Consider the following 19,950-nt stretch of genomic DNA (forward strand, 5'->3'; position numbering starts at 1 on the left):
GACTTATCGTAGGGCGGAGGGCGAAGGACACTAGCCGCTAGGGTGCTGGAGCTGGACATTTCTCAAAGTCGAATGATATTAATTTTGATAATATAAGAAAAAAGGAAGGTAAAAAAATAATGAAGCCAATGCTGCCGAGTTTAACCTTTGATTTGCCTATCCGGCCCGACTGGCTGTACGAGGTTAAATATGATGGGTTTAGGGCCCTTTTAGAGTGGAATTCAAAAGGCATCACATTAACAAGCAGAAACGGAAAAGAACTATTTCCTCAGTTCCCTGAGATCAAAGAGTTTTTATTCCAATATGAAGAAAAATTAAAACCATTTTTGCCGCTGCAGCTTGATGGAGAACTAGTATTTCTTGAAAATACACACAAAGCGAATTTTTCTGCTATTCAAGTTCGTGGCAGGATGAAATCTGAAAAAAAAATTATCGAACAGGCAACCCATTCTCCATGCCGTCTGATGGTTTTTGATTTACTTATGTTAAAAGGGAAACCGCTCTATTCCTTGGACTTTCATAAACGAAAGGCCGAACTGGGCAAATTACTTCAAACACTCGAATTTCATTTAGACCCTGATCCGTATGATGATCAACTCATTCAATATGTAAAAGCTAATGAGGATTTTAATGACCTGTGGGAAAAGGTGGTTTTATATGATGGGGAAGGCATAATTGCCAAATCGAAAAACAGTCTTTGGGAGGAAGGGAAACGCTCGTTACAATGGCTAAAGTATAAGAATTGGAAATATGTCAGCTGCTTCATTACTTCCTTTGAAAAAACGAATGGCTATTTTTACGTTGGGGTCTATAAGAATAAAGAGATTTTACCAATAGGTCAGGTTCTTTTCGGCTTTAAACCTGAAGAAAAAAATGCCCTAAAGCAAACAATTAAACAAAATATGACGAGTGAGGATGCTCAATTTATTTATGTTGAACCTGCAATCTGCCTTGAAGTGAAATATTTGGAGCTTTATGACCGGCAGCTGCGTGAGCCTCATTTTGACCGCTTTCGCTTTGATTTGGAACCAGCCCAATGTACATATGACCTCTTCATGTTTGCGCAAAAAAACTTGCCCTCAGACTTGGAAATCACCCATCCTGATAAACCATTGTGGGAAAACCTTTCCATCCAGAAGGCAGATTATATCCTGTACTTACGCGAAATTTCTCCCTATATGCTGCCTTTTTTAAAAAATCGTTTGTTAACAGTTATTCGGTATCCGCATGGTATGTTTGGCGAAGCCTTTTACCAAAAAAACTGTCCCGATTATGCACCAAAATTTGTTGAGACACAACCTTCTGATGGAATTGATTATATTCTGTGCAATAACTTAAAGACACTTGTTTGGCTCGGGAATCAACTTGCAATTGAATTCCATGTCCCGTTTCAAACCATTAACAGCAATGGACCAAGCGAGATTGTTTTTGACTTAGACCCACCCTCAAAGGATGCCTTCCAATTGGCGGTCAAAGCAGCTCTCTTAATAAAGGAAGTCCTTGACCAATTAAATTTAATTGCGTTTATTAAAACTTCCGGCAATAAAGGATTGCAGCTTTACCTTCCACTGCCGGAAAATGTTTTTTCCTACGATGATACAAGGCTATTTACTAGCTTTATTGCCGAGTATTTAATATCCAAGGATCCCGATTCTTTTACGATTGAACGAATGAAAAAAAATCGTAGAAACAGGTTATATGTAGATTACGTTCAACACAGTGAAGGAAAAACGATTGTCGCCCCATACTCTATGCGGGGAAATGAACATGCCGGTGTTGCCACCCCGCTTTATTGGGAAGAAGTAAATGAAAAGTTAGAGCGCGTTTCCTTTAATATGGAAAACGCCCTCAAACGAATTCGCAGTCAGGGTGATCCATTTCAGAATTATTTCCAAACGAAGCAAATTCAAGCTTTTGCACCTGTTCTAGACATTTTAAAGCAAGGTAAAAAAGGATAAGGCGAGCGCCTTATCCTTTCATTGTTTTTTCTATAAATTGCTGTGCCTCTGCCTGTAGCAGCTCATATGTTGGCTGTTCAGTATAATCGTTTTTTGATTCTAATCCAAACGAACCCTCATTAAGATTAACCTCGATAGATGCATTATATTGATAGGTAGCATTTCCAATTAGATCTATTGAGTAGATTCCCTCGTATTTATGAACAATACATTGAACCCTGCCGCCATTATTATACACATCAATTGCCTTCTCAAATTCATTTAGTCCTATTAAACAAGTAACAAGTGATGAAGCAGACATGGCGGTACCACAGGCATTTGTAAAACCTACACCGCGTTCATAGGTCCTAACATAAATAGAACCTGGCTGCAGCGGTTTTACAAAGCTTACATTTACACCATCCGGGAATAACTCATTTGGCCCATTTACTTTTTCACTAAGTTGTTGTTGGAGATCCATTTGCAGCTGATTGGTTTCGACAATCGCAATTAAATGTGGATTAGGAACCGCAAGTGCCGTAAATCTTAAGTCTTCAGACAGTTCTGTAATTCTTTCATTGAAAAGCGTTGGTTTATGTAAATTCAATGGCAACGCCTTTAATTCAAACAAAACCGGTGAAATTTCCACTTGATACGTATGGACATCTCGGAAAAGGTCATGCTGTTTACGAACCTTAAGATTTGCTTTCATGGTTTCAATCACTGCTTCAGTCAGTCCTTTATGTTCACAAACATATCTTGCTACAAGGCGGAGTCCATTTCCACACATAGAAGCCTCTGAGCCGTCAGCGTTAAATACACGCATTCTTCCATCGGCAAGATCACTCTTCATGACAAAAAGAATCCCGTCCGCGCCTAAATCAGATTGACGATTGCATAACATCCGGGCGAGATTTGCACGTTCGTCTTCAGAAAAAGAATAACCATTTGTTATTTCATCAATGATTAGAAAATCATTTCCAGAACCATGACCTTTAATTAAGTCGATTTGCAAAGTAAAACCCCCACTATTGTTTTATTTACCATGATATCAAACATTGGTATCGAGGGGAACTATTCAAATCGCTATCTTTCGATAAAATATTCGTTTATGAGCAATGACATTCGAAGGAGTTTGTCCCCTTCTGAAAGGGTCTCTTTCAATGACAGTACAGGCGTGTTGGGTTCTGGAAACAGCGGACTCCATTCCAACGGCATCCAGCCTCTTCGAAGCCTCCCCACCTGCTGTTGACCAAGATCCATAACTTGTTCATCCATAAAAGTGGAAGATCCTTCAATTGCACCAACATATCTTCCTAAACCATCAAACAATTCCTTTTTATATTTCCGCCATCCCAGATTCTTTTTTTCAAACCTGCCCAAAAACCGTCTGTTACGACCGAAAACGTCAATCTTACTAGATTTTCTTCCTTTAATCTTAAAGAACCCAAGGACTTCCTGATCATAATTGTAAAGGGCATATATTTTTGATGGCTTTAACCGTTCCCAACCATTTCCACGATGTTTTTTTACTATCCCTGCCAAATGACCGTCTGGAAAATAGAGGTGTAAGCAAGAGAATTGTGTGTTCATATACAATACCAAAAGATGCCGTGCTTCGAATATAGACTGATTGACCCTCCCAGATTTTACAAGGTTCCTACTTATTTCTAGCGATTGTCTCATTCTAAAAAGGTAGAGTTGAAAACTGATGATGCTATAAATTAAAAATGGAATGGCACTTAACATGAAATCCCTATGTTTAATAATAGAAAGATTGATTGTAACGATCATAATTGTTGGAACCAGTGCTGCAATACTACCATTTAAGTTCAAATTAGCTGTATCCCGGTAATATTCATATATTTTCATTCATAAAACTCCTTATCATTTCCTCTACTTTTAGTTTATTTACTAGTAATCAAAAAAATGATAGAAGTTTTTTTGTGCCAAAAAAAAGAGGAGAGCTATTGGAAACTCTTCTCTTAGGCATTGATATAGTTTAAAATAGACGTCATTGAATTTTTTGCATCTTCATAGCCTTGATTGTACAATTCTTCTAACCTTTGAGGGTTTCTTTCCATTCTTCCAACCTTTAACGGCTGTGTCGGGCGAATGATAAGGGCTTTTCCGGCTCTCGCTTCACCTTCCAAATAGGCAACTGTTTCATTGTATTTTTGGTACCTTTTCTGAAGAGACTGTTGCAAGCCTTTATATTCTGGGTACTTCCGGTTAACAAGAAAATGAAATTTTGAAGGTTTTTTCAAATATCCTTCATTCCTCGTTAAAATGACGATATTTTTCTTATAACCATCTTCTTGCGCTTTTTTGATTGGAATCGGATCACTTATACCGCCATCTAATAAAACCTTGTCTTTAAAGCGGATTTCCGGTGCAATAAACGGCAGAGAGCTTGATGCCCGTAAAACAGTAAGCAGCTCCTGATCATAATCCTGCTTTTTAAAATAAGCAGGCTCTCCTGTAAGGCAATCTGTCGTCCCAACGACAAATTCTGAAGGACTATTATAAAACACATCATAATGGTATGGAACATGCCTATTAGGAATTTCATCAAAAATAAAATCCATTCCAAAAAATTGCCGATTTTTCCAATAGTTTTTCCACGAAATGTATCTTGGATCAGAAGCATATTCAATCGTGACCGTTTTATTCCGTCCTTTTTGTTTCGACAAATAGGAGGCAGCATTACAAGCACCTGCAGAAACTCCAATCACATATGGAAAAAATAAATCCTCTTCTAAAAAACATTCCAGGATTCCAGCAGTATACACACCGCGCATTCCGCCGCCTTCTAATACCAAACCGACTTGATCTATCACACTGCCTCGTCCTTTCTATCTTACCATTGCAAAAATATAATAATAGATATTATAAAATACCATTAAACATTTCGCAAAGCGAAAAGACTTTCTTAAGAGGCTAACTCCTTTTTCTTAAAAATAATTACACTTAACGATAGTAAAATTAAAATGCAGCCTGCTGCTATTAAACTAGCTGGTAAAGTATCGTCTGGGATACTACGATTTATCAATATTTCGTTCGCATAGGCAGTTAACTGCGCTGGGCTCCATTCAAACACACTTGAAAGGGAGCTGCTTACCAAACTTATAACAATGACGACTGCTAATGAACTAAATCCTGCTGTCCCCGGTGCCAAAAGTGCCGCACTAAAAAACAGGGTAATCGTTAAAATCACTGAAAACCATAGTCCGTAAAAAAAATACGACTGGAAAAAGTCCGTTACCGGAACCCATTCAAATAAAATACCGGTATAATACCATGTAGCAAGATAGCCGATTAAGAAAGAAAACCATAGTAATAAAAGACTCCCCGCCCATTTAGCCGTGATAAAAGAACGATATGATACAGGTTTTACGAGAATCATAGCGGCCACACCGCTTTTCCTTTCCGCGGCGATAATTCCCATTGTTGAAAGGACAATAATTAACACACCGAGGGTAGTATATTGTCCAAGTCCTTGCGCTAACACTTCAGCAGCCGATGGAGTAGGAATCTTGATCACCGCTCCTTCCGGCAAATTACCGACTGAATCGAGAATTTGCGGCATGTAATACGTTGTAATGGGTTGTTGGACACCAATTAAAATAAAGGTAATCGGCACCCAAATCCATTTGAAATTTCTCCACATTTCCAATAACTCTTTTTGCAGCAATGTCATCCATTGGCTCATTTTCCCACCACCTTCATAAACACATCTTCAAGGGTCATACTGCTTATTTCAAATTTCTCAAGCGGCAGATTTTGCTCGGATATCCTATTTAGGAATGACTGTCTTGCTAAAGCGATATCCTTAACAAAAATACTCACCCGATTTCCATCCTTCATTATGGAATTTGTTAGTTCATGGGATGAGAAGAACGATATATATGCATCTGGTTTCCCTCTAAAGTACAAATCAATTTTAGCCTGCTGATGCCGTTCCCGGAGTTCAGTCATCGTCCCCGATTCAACAATTTCTCCCTTATGTAGAAACAGAATTTCGTCACAAACCTCTTCGGCATCACTTAAAATATGTGTTGAAAATAATATGGTTGTTTCCTTCTTTAACCCTTCAAGGAGATCCAAAACCTCCCTTCTGCCAATCGGATCCAGGGCAGAGACAGGCTCATCAAGCATAATTAGCTGCGGGCGATGGATCAGAGCTTGAGCAATTCCAAGCCTTTGCTTCATCCCCCCGGAATATTTAGCTACCTTACGATTTTTCGCCTCCAAAATCCCAACCAGATCCAACAATTCCAGAGATCGTTCCCTTGCTTCCTTGGTGGTTAATCCTGCTAACCTGCCTACATAGGATAAAAATTCAAGCCCGGACATCCATTCGTAAAACACAGGAAATTGTGGAAGGTAACCAATTAATTCTCGGATATCCTCCCCTTTTTTAGCATCGGTAAAGATAATCCTACCACTAGTCGGGTTCATGAGTCCTGAGAGCATTCTAAGCGTGGTGGTTTTACCAGCACCATTTGGACCTAATAAAGCAATACATCTTCCTTTTTCTAATGTGAAATTAAGTCCTTTAATGACTGCAGTCCCTTGAAAGCTCTTTTTTAACTCTTTAATTTGAATAAGGGACATCAGTTAGTTCTCCTTCCAATCACAAAATAAAGGATGGGTCCAATTATATTAATGAACAGAATAATGAGTGCCCATAACCACTTTGGCCCATTTGTTTTCTCTATTTTGACAAGATCAATAATGGCAACAATCAATAAAATAAGCTGAATCACAAGAATTGGTGCAATAATAGGTATATAACCTGCTAAAGAATCCATGTTTTTCCCCCTTGGTTTGTTTTTACATTTATATGACGTATGAACTAGAAAAACGTTCAAAAACCCGGCAAATATTTTTTGCCGGGTTCAAATGGTTCCTTATTTAATTAACCTAAAGATCCATGGAAATTGATATTCTTTACCTTCATAGGCTTTAACGGCTGCCATTATGCTAAAAATAAGTGCTGCAATCCCAAGTGCCCACAATAGGAAAATTCCAATAATGACGACGGTTAAGATTCCCGCTACTACTGAATAAATCAGATAGGAAATAAAAAAATTAAAATATTCTTTTCCGTGATAATCAATAAACGACGACTCTTCCTTCTTTAATAACCAAATAATTAGTGGTGCAATAATTGGAAAAAATAAGCTTAACACATAAATACCGGCGGCCAGCAACTTTTCTTCACTTTTCACCATTTTCATTTCCCCCAGTGGAACAAATTTTCCTTACCATATTATTTACGTTACGTCGCTATAAAGGTTTCATAAATTCCAAAAAATTCCGCAAAATAATTAATTATAAACAAATTTTCCGCTTTTCCTTAGGCACATCTGTTGCTAAAATAAATAAAATACTATTATCAAGGTACAGAAAGGCCTTATTATGACAAAAATCCTCTTAAAAAATGCACACCTTTTTCCAGTTACATCTGAACCGATAAAAAATGCAGATGTTCTAATTGAAGATAGCAAAATAAAAAAAATAGGAAGAAATCTTACGACAGATCTTACTGTTAAAATCATTGATTGTGGAGGCTTGTTCCTTTTTCCGGGCTTTATTGATGTTCACACCCATTTAGGTCTTTATGATGAAGGTACGGGCTGGGCCGGTAATGATGCTAACGAAACAGCAGAAGCCTTGACTCCCCATATCCGTGCCATAGATGGTGTTTATCCACTGGATCCCGCCTTCACTGATGCAGTAAAAAGCGGAATCACTACCGTTCACGTTATGCCGGGCAGTGCCAACGTAATCGGTGGAACGACCTCAGTTATTAAAACAACTGGAAAAAACATCAAAAAGATGATTATCCAAGAGGTGGCAGGATTAAAAATTGCCTTAGGAGAAAACCCAAAAAGAATCCACAGCAGTGGTAATAGTAATTCAATTACCAGAATGGGAATTATGGGAATGCTTAGAGAGGCATTCTATCAAGCCATCCATGCCGATAACCCCGAAGAACTTAGAATTATGCCGGTTATAATGGCTTTAAGAAGAGAAATCCCAGTTAGAATCCACGCCCATCGTGCCGATGATATTATCTCTGCCATTAGATTCGCTGAGGAATTTAATCTTGACCTACGGATTGAGCACTGCACCGAAGGCCATTTAATTTCAAATGAATTAGCTGGAATGGGTTTAAAGGTATCTGTTGGACCTACCTTAACCAGAAGATCCAAGGTCGAATTAAAAAATAAGACATGGAAGACGTATCAAGAATTGACAAACCACGGTGTCGAAGTGTCGATTACAACAGACCACCCTTATACGCCAATTCAATACCTAAATATTTGTGCCGGCATTGCCGTCAGGGAAGGGTTACCAGAGCAAAAAGCCCTGGAAGGAATCACGATCCTTCCGGCAAGAAACCTAAAAATAGACGAGAAAGTTGGAAGTATTGAAGAAGGGAAAGATGCGGATTTAGTGCTTTGGAGTCATCATCCTTTCCATTACTTAGCAAAGCCAAAATGGACGATGATTAACGGTGAAATCGTCTATATGGAAACGTAGAATCTTGCCGAAGTTTGGTAAAAAATATTATCGAAAAATCAACAAAAAACCTATTTATTTTTTTCGTTTTTTCTTGTATCATACTCTAAGTGAAACTGTTTTAGACCTGAAAAAACATGGGGGTTTAAGAACATAATCTATTAACAAAAAAATGAAATAGGGAAGGCAATTGGTGCGCCACCAGTTTTTACTGGTTCTAGTGGGTTCGATTCCCACCCCGAAATTTTTTTACGTAACTTTATAAAAAATTTCGAGGGTGGGCCGCTTCTTTAGACATGGGATCGGTATGCCCTAATGGAGGGATAATCATGCTGAAGAAACGTGATCTTCATGACAGCCACACATTGTACGAATTAATGACGCACCCTGATGTCTTCCCTTTTGTACGTCAAAAAGCTGATTCTTATGAAGAATTCATATTTATTACAAAACAAACCATTGAAGCGGAAGAGCGCGGTGAATTAATTTCACGGACGATTCTCGATGAATGGGGTACTCCAATTGGTACGATTAATTTGTATGATATTGAAGACAACGCCGGGTTTTTAGGAACATGGCTGGGAAAATCATATCATGGCAAAGGCTATAACAGCCCTGCTAAAGATGCCTTTTTTCAAGAGCTATTTTACGAATCGGGGATTGAAACAGTTTTTATGCGGATTCGAAAGGTAAATATTCGTTCCATTAAAGCTGCAGAAAAACTGCCATATGTAGTGAATGCAAATGAGACGAGAAAATCAATTTATGAGCAATTGAACGCAAATGGCGAAGTCTACGATTTATATGAAATCCCAAAGGATTTATACACTTTCCATTTGTTACGAAATGGCTCACCGCAAACAGATTCTTCGCAATTGTTAGAAGCTTAAAAAGCAATCGGCTTATGCCGATTGCTTTTAATTATTTCAAAAATGAAAAGTCCAAGTTATTCCAGTACATTTTGTTCGAATGTTTCATTAACATCGCTAAGACCCATTTGGAGCAAAAAATCGTCCAGTTCCTCATTTGTTAATGTTTCAAAGCGGCCATCATGAAAAAAAACTTGGGTTTGATTAGGATTAATCCTGTTCATGTTAAAACTCATTTCTTTGCTCCTTTCATAGATGATTACTTCCTATTATCCACAAAAGAAACAGTTTTCATTCCTGAAAATCGAATAGTTTGAAAAATGATTAAAACGATATTTTTACCGCTTTTCCGAGCACATCCACTCCGCCTGTCACGGGAATAATACTCCCCGTAATAAAATCTGATTTTTCATCTGCAAGAAAAGCAATCACACGGGCAATATCCTCCCCTGTCCCCTGTCTTTTTCCGCTGTTTGCCACGATAGACTCATCAATGTCCTTTTCCTTCCACTCATTTGTTATATCACCGGGACAGACCATATTAGCCGTTATACCATGCTCCACTTCTTCCATGGCAATAGTTCGGGTAAGCGAGGCAAGACCCGCCTTCGCCGCAGCAAAAGCTGAGCGATAAATCCATCCAGGCGCCGTTTCAACCCTGTCATATCCCAGTGTAATAATTCTACCCCAGTTTTGGTTTCGCATGACAGGAATGATTTGCTTTGACAAATGGAAAACGGCTGATAAATTTCCTTGGATTAAATAATCCCATTCTTCGAAGGTATAGTCTGTTAATTTTTTCCGTTCATGTATGTATGGACCTGCATTATGAACTAAAACATCCACGGTTGAATAAGCCAAGAGGGTCTCATTAACAATTCGAATACAATCTTCCTTGTTGGCCACGTCACCCTGGACAGTGGTATTTTTCGTACCGAAACAATCATTTAATTGCTTAGCTAAGTAAACCGCTTCTTCTTCGCTATTTCGATAGTTGATCATGAGCTGATAGCCATTTTCCGCCAGCTTTATTGCAGTTTTTCTGCCTATACCTGAAGCTCCTCCTGTAATCAAGGCCGTTTTCTTGTTCACAAATTATTACCTCTCTACTATTAAGAAATTCGTCTCTTTACTATATGTTAAAAAGAATTGTTTATATATGCAAATTTTAAATAAAGGGTTAGGGCGTTAATTTGCTCAGATGAAGGGTATCGGAAGTTTTAATAACGGATGGGCAAGGGTTTGCATATGATGGGATATATTACAAAATGGGTTGGAACGAAAGGATGAATGGTTATGTTCCCTTGGAATATGTTTCCTTTTAATAAGGATATGAAGGATAGTATGCAAAAAATGAAGCCTGAAGAAATTAATAATTATGTTCAAGATATAATTGGTAAGGTCATGCCCGGAAATATGAGAGGAATGATGAATCCACAGGAAATGTTTAGCGGTTTTCAAACCTCAGGATCCCAAACGCAGCCGGCAACAGGCGTATTGAATTCGACCGCTTTTGAAACACATGATTTTGTATTCGTGAGAATTCCAATAAATAATGAAGAATGGATTAGACAAATGCGCATCTATCATACATCGAATCAACTGATTGTGGAACATATCCCGAAGCAAGAAGATAAAAACATTATTACCCTGCCGGCGATTGTCAAAAAGAAAGGGGCAACGGCGAACTTTAAAGATGGAATGCTCGAAGTTAAAATCCCCAAAAATGTTGATATGCAGTTTTCACAAATTGACGTGACAGAAATTATGTAACCGTCGTTTTTTTTTGCATGTTTCTCATCCTTGAAAATATGATGAAAATAGGGATTCACATAAGGGGTGGATTTAATGGAAATGGATAAGCTGAAAAAATGGCTTGATGTGGCCCAGCAATTTAAATCGGATCATTTTTGGAATCAAATTTTTGAAGAAGATAAAAATGGCAGTCATAATTTTGAAAATCAAGCCTCCCACAATCCCCTAACAATGGTTAAAGAACTATTTCCAAAATGTGATTTATATGAATCAGATCAAGAACTTGTGGTTGAAGCAGAAATTCCCGGCTTGACAAAGGAAGACCTCCACATCACTATTCAACAGCAGCTTTTGACTATTGCGGGCGAATTTAAGGCCTTAAATCAGAATCAAAAATATTATCTTAAAGAACGTGCCAATCGTCGGTTTAAAAAGGAATTAACCCTTCCCTATCCGATCCTGATGAATAAAGTAAAATCAGAAATTCGTCATGGTGTCTTATATATTGTTATGCCCTATTATCGAGACGATTTGGAAAAAATCCCAATCGCGTTTGACCAAACCAATTCTGAATAAAAAAAGTATCATGATACAGTGAAGACAGCCATTACGGCTGTCTTTTTCATTTGGTATTTTTGTGCCCCGTAGTTGATTGGTCGTGGTCATCTTGATCCTAATGATTATCCATTTTCATATCATCCATTGAATCTTTTGCTTTTGGATCCTCCGGTTCACTTGGTGTCCCAACGATAAATTCCTTTTTCGGCATATTATGCATATCCCTTGCCGTAACATGTGAAATTATATAATACGTTCCCTCTTGAGCAAATGTCTTCTCAAGACGGTAAATCCCATTTTCGGCATGTTTTATTTCTACCTTTTCGTGGTGTTCATCTTTTGCCCGCCAAATCTCGAAGACCACCGCATCGGCATCATTTACATTTTCCTTTCCCTGTGTAACCTTTGCTTCAAAGGTAATGGGTTTATTTAATTCTCCTTTCTCAGGTTTAATGGACAAGTGTACATCTATCATTTCAGGCAGTTTTCCTGCATTTTCTTTTTGCTGCTGACCACAGGAAACAACAATGCTTAGAAATAGGACAGTTACTAAAATAGATAAAATCCTCTTCATGGTTATTCTCCCCTAACTAATTTCTTCCATCATTTCAATATGCATTTCTATAAATTTCACTTTTGACTCGTTAGAAATTTGTGACGCCGTTACCCTCTTTACTGCTGAATAAAATTTTTCGTATTTGTCTTTTCGGATTCTTGGATGGGAGTTTTCATCTAACAGTTCCCGCTTTATCGCCTGGATTAACGTCTCTTCACTCGTTTGGTCCTTTGCTGTTAATAATCTGTTGTTCCATATTGAGCGATATTCCTCTAATAACTGCTGATAATTCACGTTTTCTTTTTCCAAACAAATCCCCCCTTTACTCTACATTTGCATTGTTACATATTTCCTAACATTATTGCAAAAAATAGATATTTACCATACCTTGAAAGGAGAAACCTATGTCCACACCATACAAATGCCCTAATTGCAAAACGAATCGGAGCCGGTTTAATATCATTCAGCAAGTATCACAATCTGTTAAGCTTGACCCCCAATCAGGAGTCGTTGTCCGGGAATATGGTGAAAATGAGTTAGAACCCTTTCATCTCCCCTACAACGGGCCGGATTACCGGATTCAATGTGGTGCCTGCGGCTTAATCGAAGATGAACGAACCTTTATCAAATTCGGTGAGCAGGGATAAATACGCTAAAAAACACCTTTATCAAGGTGTTTTTTTCTTACTGTAAATGGTTTTCCTTTAAAAAATCCAGCGAATCCACTTTCCATGGGTCGCCAGGTGAAAATCTTACTAGATGAATATTCCCGCTAAATATTTGCCTGCCTCTGTCTTCTATGTACCAATCAACCACAGCAGGAACATCTAAGCTAATTTCTTCCGTTAAATCCTCCGGGGGCAAAAGCTCTATTCGCGATAGTCTCACATTTTCAACCTTCTGTAAAATAGGCTTCCATTTTACTTTTTGCAAAGAAGCTTGAGAGGTAATCCGGGCATCCTGCTGCTTAAAGCCGGCAATATAAGCGTTAATTACTTCGTACGGTTTTGCCTTACCGAGGTAATCATCTAATTTACCTGAAGCCTTCAGAACCATGAGCATATGGGATAGATCCATTGTATTGGTGCGATGCGTTGTACTCCCATAGAAATGAATACAGAAATGACCAGGAAAATTATTTTGCAGTGCACCAGCACCATGCGGCATCCCGTGCATGGAAGCGGCAATCCAATTATCCTTGTGAATAACAATAATAGCCCGGCGTTTCCAGCTCCACTTTCCGCTGTATACCTTTTTCATTATTTTCGTATCTTTTGCCGTTAACGGCTGCACATCAGCATGATGACTCCCTGCACGTCTCTGGACTTTGAATCGTTTCCCTGTTTCCACATCCAAAACCGTGAATTTTGTGTATTTTGGTACTAGATGATTCACTTCTTTCCAGTTCAGCATTTCAATTTTATAACTGATATCTGCTGCAGCCTGAACCCCTTGCCCATAAAGGAGGAAATGAATGAATATGATGAAACTAGCTGCCCTTTTCATTTTAGACCCCCTTTTAATGGATTTTCGCTACATTAAAAGAGTTACCTGAAGAGGAAATGTTCATTCATCCCTAGTTGATTTTTTCGAGGCTGGCAAGTTGTTCTTGAATATCATTCCAATTTATATTTTCGCCAATAAAGACTAGATTCAACGGCAAATTCATCTCTTCCTTCATGTATAACGGCATTCCATAGGAAAATTGAAATAAAAACGGCTGCTTTGAATAGTCAAACTTCAGATATCCTTTAATACGGTAAATGGTATCAGGCAGCTCTCTTAAAAACTCCTCAAATTTCGTCTGATTGATTGCGATCTTAAATTGGTACACAAAGGTTGTTAAATTCAAATCAATCTTTTGTGATTCTTTTTCAAAAGATACAGATAGATGTCTAAGCTGTGCAATGGAAACCTGTGAAAAATTCGTCAGCAGACATCTTGCCTTTGGGTTTATTCCTTGAATTTCAAAGGTGATATTTGCCTGCTCCATCTCTTTTAAATCATCCATTTTATTAATGATGATAAAGTCAGCATGTCTTACCTGCTCAAGGATCAATTGCTGCAGCTGCGGGCTTAATGATTTTCGCCCATTCCATCTCGTGCCATCAACCGTCGTAATAATGCCTTTAATGATTAGCTCATCGGCAAATAATGGGGAGAGGATCGCATCCAATACCTCTACAGGATGGGCTGCTCCTGTTGTTTCGATATAAATAACATCCGGCTGCTCATCTTGCAATAACCCTTGCAGCTGTGCCTCAAGCTTGTCCTGAATCGAGCAGCAAATACAGCCACCTAACAACTCTTTCAGTGCAACATCGTCATTGATCGCATCAGAGTCTATCGATACCTTCCCTAATTCATTCATCATGACTGCTACTCTCCTACCGGCATCTCGTTCATCCTCAAGCAATCGTTTTAACAGAGTGGTTTTTCCACTGCCTAAAAATCCTGATAAAATATATACTTCTGCTTTTTTCATCTTATTTCCCTTCCATCTTTGATTGTAAAAAAAAATTTGACCCGACTCCTAGTGGAATCGGGTTATGAATTATTTCATTCTTTCTTTTAATACTTCAACAGCCTTTTGTAATTGTGTATCACTTGCTTTGATTTTTTCACGTAAAAGATCCATTAGTTTCATGGTGGAATCACCTTTTAACACACCATCTGCGGGAAGACCTTGTGCAGTTTGGAAAGCGATGACGGCTTCTTTTGTTTTTTCATCGAAGAAACCGTCTTCACGTTCAGGGTCATAACCCACAGCCTTTAACATCTTCTGGGCTGTTTGGACTTCTGTGGATGAAGTTGACAGTGCTAGCTCTTTCTCCGGATTAATAATCGGTAATGATGCATAATCTGGAAGGGCTACGTCAAAATCTGGTACGATTCCTTTTTTATGAATCCAATTCCCATTTGGTGTCAGCCATTTTGCGATTGTATATTTCAGGTTTGAGCCATCTTTGAAATCTTCTGCAGTTTGCACCGTACCTTTTCCAAATGATTTCTCACCAACTAGTGGTACACCGGCAGATTCCTTTACAGCAGCAGCAAAAATTTCTGATGCGCTGGCACTTCCCTTATCAATCAATACCACTAACGGAAGATTCGGGCTCCCTTCATTCTGTGAAGCGATTTCCTTCACCTTTCCGTTTCGGTCTTGTTCCTTGACAATGACTTTTCCTTTTGGTACGAACATGCTCGTTATACTTACTGCTTGGTCTAATAATCCTCCTGGATTTTGACGCAAGTCTAAGACAACACCCTTCATACCCTTTTTCTGTAAATCATTCAGGGTCGTTACAAGTTCTTTTGTTGTATTGGTTGAAAAACTTGTTATTTGAACTTTTGCAATCGATTCATCTACCATTTCACCATAAACCGTTTCAATAGGAATAGTATCACGGACTATAGGCACTGTCATTGGAGCATCCGTTCCAGGGCGTTGAATGGTTAATTCGACCTTTGTTCCCTTTTTCCCTCTTATTAAGGTAACGGCTTGGGTAGAATTCATCCCCTGTATGCTTTTTCCATTAACAGTTACAACAATATCATTCGGTTTTAAACCGGCTTTTTCAGCAGGTGAGCCTTTAATCGGAGAAACAATAATAATATGTCCGTCTTTTTCTTGAATTTCGGCTCCAATTCCTTCAAAAGATGAAGAAATACTACTGTGGAAGCTTTTCGCTTCTTCATTGCTCATGTAATCTGAATATGGATCATCAAGTGACGAAACCATTCCATCAATCGCCCCATTAATCAGCTTTTGCTGGTTCACATCCTTGTAGTATCCATTTTTCAATGTATCAAATGCTGCATAAAGTTTATTGAATTCCGATCTTTGCGGCGCGACCGTTACTACCTTATCTTTTCCAAATGCCAGAGCAAAGGTGGTAATCCCCGCAGATAGAAAAACGAGCAAAAATAACAGCATGATAAATGGAAACTTTTTCATTCTTATGTAACCGGATTTGTTTTCTGTCCCTTGCTCTACTTTACCTTCGTCAACCATCTTTTGTTCCTCATTATTTTCGTTCAAAGCTTTCACCACTTTCATTCACCATAAAAATATGTACTAGACAAGCAACTTTACAGCCTGAATGTTTTCATACTTTTTAAGAAGCTATTTTCAGATACTTTAAAAAGAAAAACCCTTAGTGATTAGAATAACATCTTTTTTATAAAATTAACAAAGAAAAGTTAATGAAAATAATGAGAATTGATGTAAAAACCCTTTTCACTGATAAAAGGCACCTCCCCAAAAGAGAAGTACCCTTATATTTTGCGTTTATTCATTTTAGTTTTACCCGCTTCAGTCGAAGTGAGTTTGTCACAACGGATACGGAACTAAAGGCCATGGCCGCACCTGCTACCCAAGGAGCCAACAATCCAAGGGCAGCAATGGGAATCCCTGCAGAATTGTAAATGAGCGCCCAAAAGAGGTTTTGGCGAATATTTTGCATGGTTTTTTTACTTAAAGCAATTGCCTTTGGAATTAACGTTAGTTCACTCCCAAGAATAGTAATATCGGCTGCTTCGATGGCAACATCAGTCCCTGTGCCCATAGCAATGCCAATATCTGCCACAGCCAGTGCCGGAGCATCATTAATTCCATCCCCAACCATCGCTACTTTCAACCCTTTACGCTGGAGTTGTTTCACTTGATAGGCCTTTTCCTCCGGGAGGACTTCGGAAATAACATGGTAAATCCCTACCTGGTCAGCAATCGCTTTGGCCGTACGTTCGTTATCTCCTGTAAGCATATAGACATCGATATCTAATTCAATTAATTGCTGAATCGCAAGCTTTGCCTGTTCTTTAACTATATCAGCAACAGCCACCATACCCATGATAGTGGTATTGATAGCAATATACATAGCGGTCTTTCCTTCGCTTTCAAAGCGTATTAGGTCTTCTTCAAACCCCTCATAGGAAATTCCTTTTAACTTCATTAACTTCCTTGTTCCAACATATATTTCATCAGTACCTATTTTCGCTTCAATCCCGTAACCTGGTATAGCCTTGAACCGTTTTACCGGAAGGGTACTCGATCTTTTTTCCAATCCATATTTTCCAATCGCCTCGGCAAGAGGATGTTCCGACGATTTTTCAGCCGAAACTAAATATTGGAGAACTTTCTTCTCGTCCTGGTAGGCAATAAAATCAGTAACGGCAGGTTGTCCTTTTGTAATCGTTCCTGTTTTATCAAAAACAACGGCATTGATTTTATGGGCCGTTTCTAAATGCTCTCCACCTTTAAAAAGAATCCCCATTTCCGCCCCTTTTCCGGTACCGACCATAATCGATGTTGGTGTTGCAAGTCCCATGGAACAAGGGCAGGCAATCACGAGAACTGCAATCGCCGTTTCTAATGCTGCAGGAAAATCCCCCGGACTGACAATTAGATACCAAACAATGAAAATCATTAATGATATGCCCACCACCACAGGGACAAAATAACCGGAAATAGTATCCGCGAGCCGTTGTATGGGTGCTTTGCTCCCCTGAGCTTCCTCGACAATCTTGATAATACCAGCGAGTGTCGTGTCTTTCCCAACCTTTGTCGCTTTCATTGTCATAGTTCCATTTTTATTAATTGTCGAACCAATTACCCTATCACCTACCGATTTTTCCACTGGGATGGATTCACCGGTAATCATCGACTCATCGACAGCCGATTGCCCTAAAAGGATTTCACCATCCACCGGAATTTTTTCACCCGGCTTCACAAGTAATCGATCCCCTGCCACCACTTCTTCAATTGGGATTAGACATTCCATTCCATCATTAATGACGGTTGCTTCCTTTACCTGAAGGTTTAACAGTTCGGAAATAGCCTTCGTGGTTTTTCCTTTTGCCATCGTTTCAAATAATTTTCCTAAAAGGATTAAGGTAATAAGAACAGCACTTGTTTCAAAATATAGATGCGGTATGTAAAATGGATTTCCGATCGTTTTGATTCCCTCTGCAAGACTATAGAAAAAAGCGGCTGAAGTTCCTAATGCGACAAGGACATCCATATTCGCACTTTTATTTTTAAGGGCTTTATAGGCACCAATGTAAAATGGACCGCCAATATAAAACTGCACGGGGGCGGCTAAGAGCAATTGAAACCATGGGTTCATGAAAAAATGAGGCATTGGTAGTCCACTATCAATAGGTAGATGGGTAAGCATCGTGTACAAGAGCGGGAGAGACAATAGTACAGAGAGGAGAAATTTCCGCCTTTTGGCATTTATTTCTTCCTCCTTTAATTGCGCTTTTGCCTCCCTTTCCACTTTCTCTATGGCACCATAGCCAAGCTTTTCGATTCTCGCTAAAATATCACTACTGGACACTAATTCATGATCATAAGAAATGGCCGCACTCTCCATGGCCAAATTCACATTGGCTTCGACACCGTCCATTTTATTGAGCACCTTTTCAATTCTTGCTGAACAAGCTGCACAAGTCATCCCCGAAATATCCAATTTGAGCTGCTCCTTCATGACAATCACCTCCCAATCCATTAGCCCACGAATCATTGTAATGGTCTTTAATAATTCTCCACTTGTTCCCGAAGTTCCTTTTCATTTTGAAAAAAGAAAAACCCCTTCCGAGTAGGAAGAGGCTTGATAGAGCAGATTATTCCTTAATTGCCGCTTCTAATGCGACTTCAATCATATCGTTAAAGGTTAATTGCCGCTCTTCGGCGGTCGTTTCTTCACCCGTCAGAATGTGATCGCTAACAGTTAACACGGAAAGGGCTTTCCGGCCAAATTTCGCCGCCAATGTATAAAGGGCGGTTGTTTCCATTTCAATCGCAAGAATTTGATATTTAGCCCATTTTTCAAGTTCTGCATTATCATTATAGAAAGAATCCGCTGTAAAAATATTCCCTACTTTTAAATTAAGGCCTTTAGCTACCCCTGCATCATACGCCTTTCTGAGTAAATCAAAGTTGGCAGTCGGGGCGAAATCTACATGTCCAAAGGTTAGACGGTTCATATTAGAATCTGTGGAGCTAGTCATCGCCAAAATTACATCTCGGACTTTTACATCCTTTTGGATGGCCCCACAAGTACCAACACGAATTAAATTCTGGACATTATAACTTTGAATTAATTCATTCACATAAATAGAAATCGAAGGAACACCCATTCCAGTGCCCTGAACCGAAATTCTTTTCCCTTTAAAGGTTCCAGTATAGCCAAACATATTTCGAACCTCGTTATAACATGTAGCATCCTCTAGGAAAGTCTCTGCAATATATTTAGCTCGAAGCGGATCCCCTGGAAGCAATACCGTCTCCGCAATTTCATTTTCTTTTGCACCAATATGTACACTCATAAATAAACCTCCAATCAAATGTTAGCACAACTATTAGTCTGCACCATAGTCACTATAGCATAAACAATTTTTAATGAAAATCGATTTACAGATTGGACATGTTTTTTCAAAATTGAGGGAAGCTATTGCTAGACGTAAAAAGGAGGGGTTATCGATGGGTAAAAAACACCGCGCCCGGATAAATGGACAAAAGAAAAATAATCACATCCCAGCTGAAGCTATCGAGGCAGAACATAATGCACATGTAAAAGAGCATAATGCAAGCGGACGAAAAAGCTAAAACTCGTAATAAACCTAAGGAAACCCTTAGGTTTATTGTCCGTTGTTCAGCTCCAGGCGCCATCGGCTAGTGTACTTCGCTCTTCTCCCTACGATAAGTCAACATCGGATCGCTACGCTCTCCGTGTTTCCT

Annotated in this window: 23 protein-coding genes; 7 read left to right on the top strand and 16 right to left on the bottom strand. The window is 38.9% G+C overall.

Annotated features, from left to right (window positions below):
- The first annotated feature begins 119 nt into the window (after positions 1-119).
- On the top strand, positions 120-1,958 hold the full coding sequence (locus tag BABA_RS19195) for a DNA ligase D (protein ID WP_007086894.1): 1,839 nt from the start codon (positions 120-122) through the stop codon (positions 1,956-1,958).
- Between the two features lie 10 nt (positions 1,959-1,968).
- Here BABA_RS19195 and dapF read toward each other — a convergent pair whose 3' ends face one another.
- The 7 genes from dapF to BABA_RS19230 all read right to left on the bottom strand — a co-directional run bounded on the left by dapF (position 1,969) and on the right by BABA_RS19230 (position 7,174).
- On the bottom strand, positions 1,969-2,952 hold the full coding sequence (dapF, locus tag BABA_RS19200; RefSeq protein WP_007086895.1) for a diaminopimelate epimerase: 984 nt from the start codon (positions 2,950-2,952) through the stop codon (positions 1,969-1,971).
- 71 nt (positions 2,953-3,023) lie between these two features.
- The gene (locus tag BABA_RS19205) at positions 3,024-3,809 is read right to left on the bottom strand and encodes a hypothetical protein (RefSeq protein ID WP_007086896.1); all 786 of its coding nucleotides are present in this window, start codon (positions 3,807-3,809) and stop codon (positions 3,024-3,026) included.
- Positions 3,810-3,922: 113 nt separating this feature from the next.
- Entirely contained in the window at positions 3,923-4,777 is an 855-nt protein-coding gene (locus tag BABA_RS19210; protein ID WP_007086897.1) for a patatin-like phospholipase family protein, read from the bottom strand.
- Positions 4,778-4,869: 92 nt separating this feature from the next.
- On the bottom strand, positions 4,870-5,649 hold the full coding sequence (locus BABA_RS19215; RefSeq protein WP_007086898.1) for an ABC transporter permease: 780 nt from the start codon (positions 5,647-5,649) through the stop codon (positions 4,870-4,872).
- The gene (locus BABA_RS19220; protein ID WP_007086899.1) at positions 5,646-6,554 is read right to left on the bottom strand and encodes an ABC transporter ATP-binding protein; all 909 of its coding nucleotides are present in this window, start codon (positions 6,552-6,554) and stop codon (positions 5,646-5,648) included. The genes BABA_RS19215 and BABA_RS19220 overlap by 4 nt, the downstream gene beginning before the upstream one ends.
- The gene (locus tag BABA_RS19225; protein ID WP_007086900.1) at positions 6,554-6,751 is read right to left on the bottom strand and encodes a PLD nuclease N-terminal domain-containing protein; all 198 of its coding nucleotides are present in this window, start codon (positions 6,749-6,751) and stop codon (positions 6,554-6,556) included. Before BABA_RS19225 ends, BABA_RS19220 begins: the two co-directional genes overlap by 1 nt.
- A gap of 99 nt (positions 6,752-6,850) precedes the next feature.
- Positions 6,851-7,174, bottom strand: coding sequence for a DUF4870 domain-containing protein (locus BABA_RS19230; protein WP_007086901.1), 324 nt, complete (start codon positions 7,172-7,174; stop codon positions 6,851-6,853).
- 187 nt (positions 7,175-7,361) lie between these two features.
- Here BABA_RS19230 and BABA_RS19235 point away from each other — a divergent pair, with 187 nt between their 5' ends.
- Both BABA_RS19235 and BABA_RS19240 read left to right on the top strand, forming a co-directional pair.
- A complete protein-coding gene (locus BABA_RS19235) occupies positions 7,362-8,489 on the top strand; it encodes an amidohydrolase (RefSeq protein ID WP_007086902.1) in 1,128 nt (375 codons plus the stop codon).
- A gap of 308 nt (positions 8,490-8,797) precedes the next feature.
- On the top strand, positions 8,798-9,358 hold the full coding sequence (locus tag BABA_RS19240) for a GNAT family N-acetyltransferase (protein ID WP_007086903.1): 561 nt from the start codon (positions 8,798-8,800) through the stop codon (positions 9,356-9,358).
- Between the two features lie 56 nt (positions 9,359-9,414).
- On the opposite strand, the gene BABA_RS27735 is transcribed toward BABA_RS19240, so the two are convergent.
- Both BABA_RS27735 and BABA_RS19245 read right to left on the bottom strand, forming a co-directional pair.
- A complete protein-coding gene (locus BABA_RS27735; protein WP_162829846.1) occupies positions 9,415-9,573 on the bottom strand; it encodes a hypothetical protein in 159 nt (52 codons plus the stop codon).
- 88 nt (positions 9,574-9,661) lie between these two features.
- Positions 9,662-10,429 (bottom strand): SDR family oxidoreductase, encoded by a 768-nt coding sequence (locus BABA_RS19245; protein WP_007086904.1) that lies wholly within the window; start codon positions 10,427-10,429, stop codon positions 9,662-9,664.
- A 204-nt stretch (positions 10,430-10,633) separates the two neighbouring features.
- Between BABA_RS19245 and BABA_RS19250 the strand changes: the two genes are divergently transcribed.
- Both BABA_RS19250 and BABA_RS26165 read left to right on the top strand, forming a co-directional pair.
- On the top strand, positions 10,634-11,110 hold the full coding sequence (locus BABA_RS19250) for an Hsp20/alpha crystallin family protein (RefSeq protein ID WP_007086905.1): 477 nt from the start codon (positions 10,634-10,636) through the stop codon (positions 11,108-11,110).
- A gap of 75 nt (positions 11,111-11,185) precedes the next feature.
- Positions 11,186-11,668 (top strand): Hsp20/alpha crystallin family protein, encoded by a 483-nt coding sequence (locus BABA_RS26165; protein ID WP_007086906.1) that lies wholly within the window; start codon positions 11,186-11,188, stop codon positions 11,666-11,668.
- Between the two features lie 97 nt (positions 11,669-11,765).
- Here the strand turns inward: BABA_RS26165 and BABA_RS19260 are convergent, their stop codons facing one another.
- Together BABA_RS19260 and BABA_RS19265 are read right to left on the bottom strand one after the other, a co-directional pair.
- Positions 11,766-12,224 (bottom strand): FixH family protein, encoded by a 459-nt coding sequence (locus tag BABA_RS19260; protein WP_007086907.1) that lies wholly within the window; start codon positions 12,222-12,224, stop codon positions 11,766-11,768.
- Positions 12,225-12,236: 12 nt separating this feature from the next.
- Positions 12,237-12,515, bottom strand: a complete 279-nt coding sequence (locus tag BABA_RS19265) for a hypothetical protein (RefSeq protein WP_007086908.1) — start codon at positions 12,513-12,515, stop codon at positions 12,237-12,239.
- 95 nt (positions 12,516-12,610) lie between these two features.
- On the opposite strand from BABA_RS19265, the gene BABA_RS19270 reads away from it, so the two are divergent.
- On the top strand, positions 12,611-12,853 hold the full coding sequence (locus tag BABA_RS19270; RefSeq protein WP_007086909.1) for a hypothetical protein: 243 nt from the start codon (positions 12,611-12,613) through the stop codon (positions 12,851-12,853).
- Between the two features lie 37 nt (positions 12,854-12,890).
- Here BABA_RS19270 and BABA_RS19275 read toward each other — a convergent pair whose 3' ends face one another.
- The 5 genes from BABA_RS19275 to deoD form a co-directional block, all read right to left on the bottom strand.
- Entirely contained in the window at positions 12,891-13,712 is an 822-nt protein-coding gene (locus tag BABA_RS19275; protein WP_007086910.1) for a hypothetical protein, read from the bottom strand.
- A 70-nt stretch (positions 13,713-13,782) separates the two neighbouring features.
- Positions 13,783-14,691: a CobW family GTP-binding protein gene (locus BABA_RS27025; protein WP_007086911.1), complete on the bottom strand. Its 909-nt coding sequence runs from the start codon at positions 14,689-14,691 to the stop codon at positions 13,783-13,785.
- A gap of 69 nt (positions 14,692-14,760) precedes the next feature.
- Positions 14,761-16,221: a lmo1851 family serine protease gene (locus tag BABA_RS27030; RefSeq protein WP_040346990.1), complete on the bottom strand. Its 1,461-nt coding sequence runs from the start codon at positions 16,219-16,221 to the stop codon at positions 14,761-14,763.
- A 280-nt stretch (positions 16,222-16,501) separates the two neighbouring features.
- Positions 16,502-18,733, bottom strand: coding sequence for a heavy metal translocating P-type ATPase (locus BABA_RS19290; RefSeq protein ID WP_420806014.1), 2,232 nt, complete (start codon positions 18,731-18,733; stop codon positions 16,502-16,504).
- Positions 18,734-18,833: 100 nt separating this feature from the next.
- A complete protein-coding gene (deoD, locus tag BABA_RS19295; protein WP_007086914.1) occupies positions 18,834-19,538 on the bottom strand; it encodes a purine-nucleoside phosphorylase in 705 nt (234 codons plus the stop codon).
- A gap of 154 nt (positions 19,539-19,692) precedes the next feature.
- On the opposite strand from deoD, the gene BABA_RS28335 reads away from it, so the two are divergent.
- Complete coding sequence (locus tag BABA_RS28335) at positions 19,693-19,818, top strand: hypothetical protein (RefSeq protein WP_007086915.1); 126 nt, start codon at positions 19,693-19,695, stop codon at positions 19,816-19,818.
- Positions 19,819-19,950: the final 132 nt, after the last annotated feature.

The sequence above is a fragment of the Neobacillus bataviensis LMG 21833 genome (genome assembly GCF_000307875.1).
Lineage (GTDB): Bacteria > Bacillota > Bacilli > Bacillales > Cytobacillaceae > Neobacillus > Neobacillus bataviensis.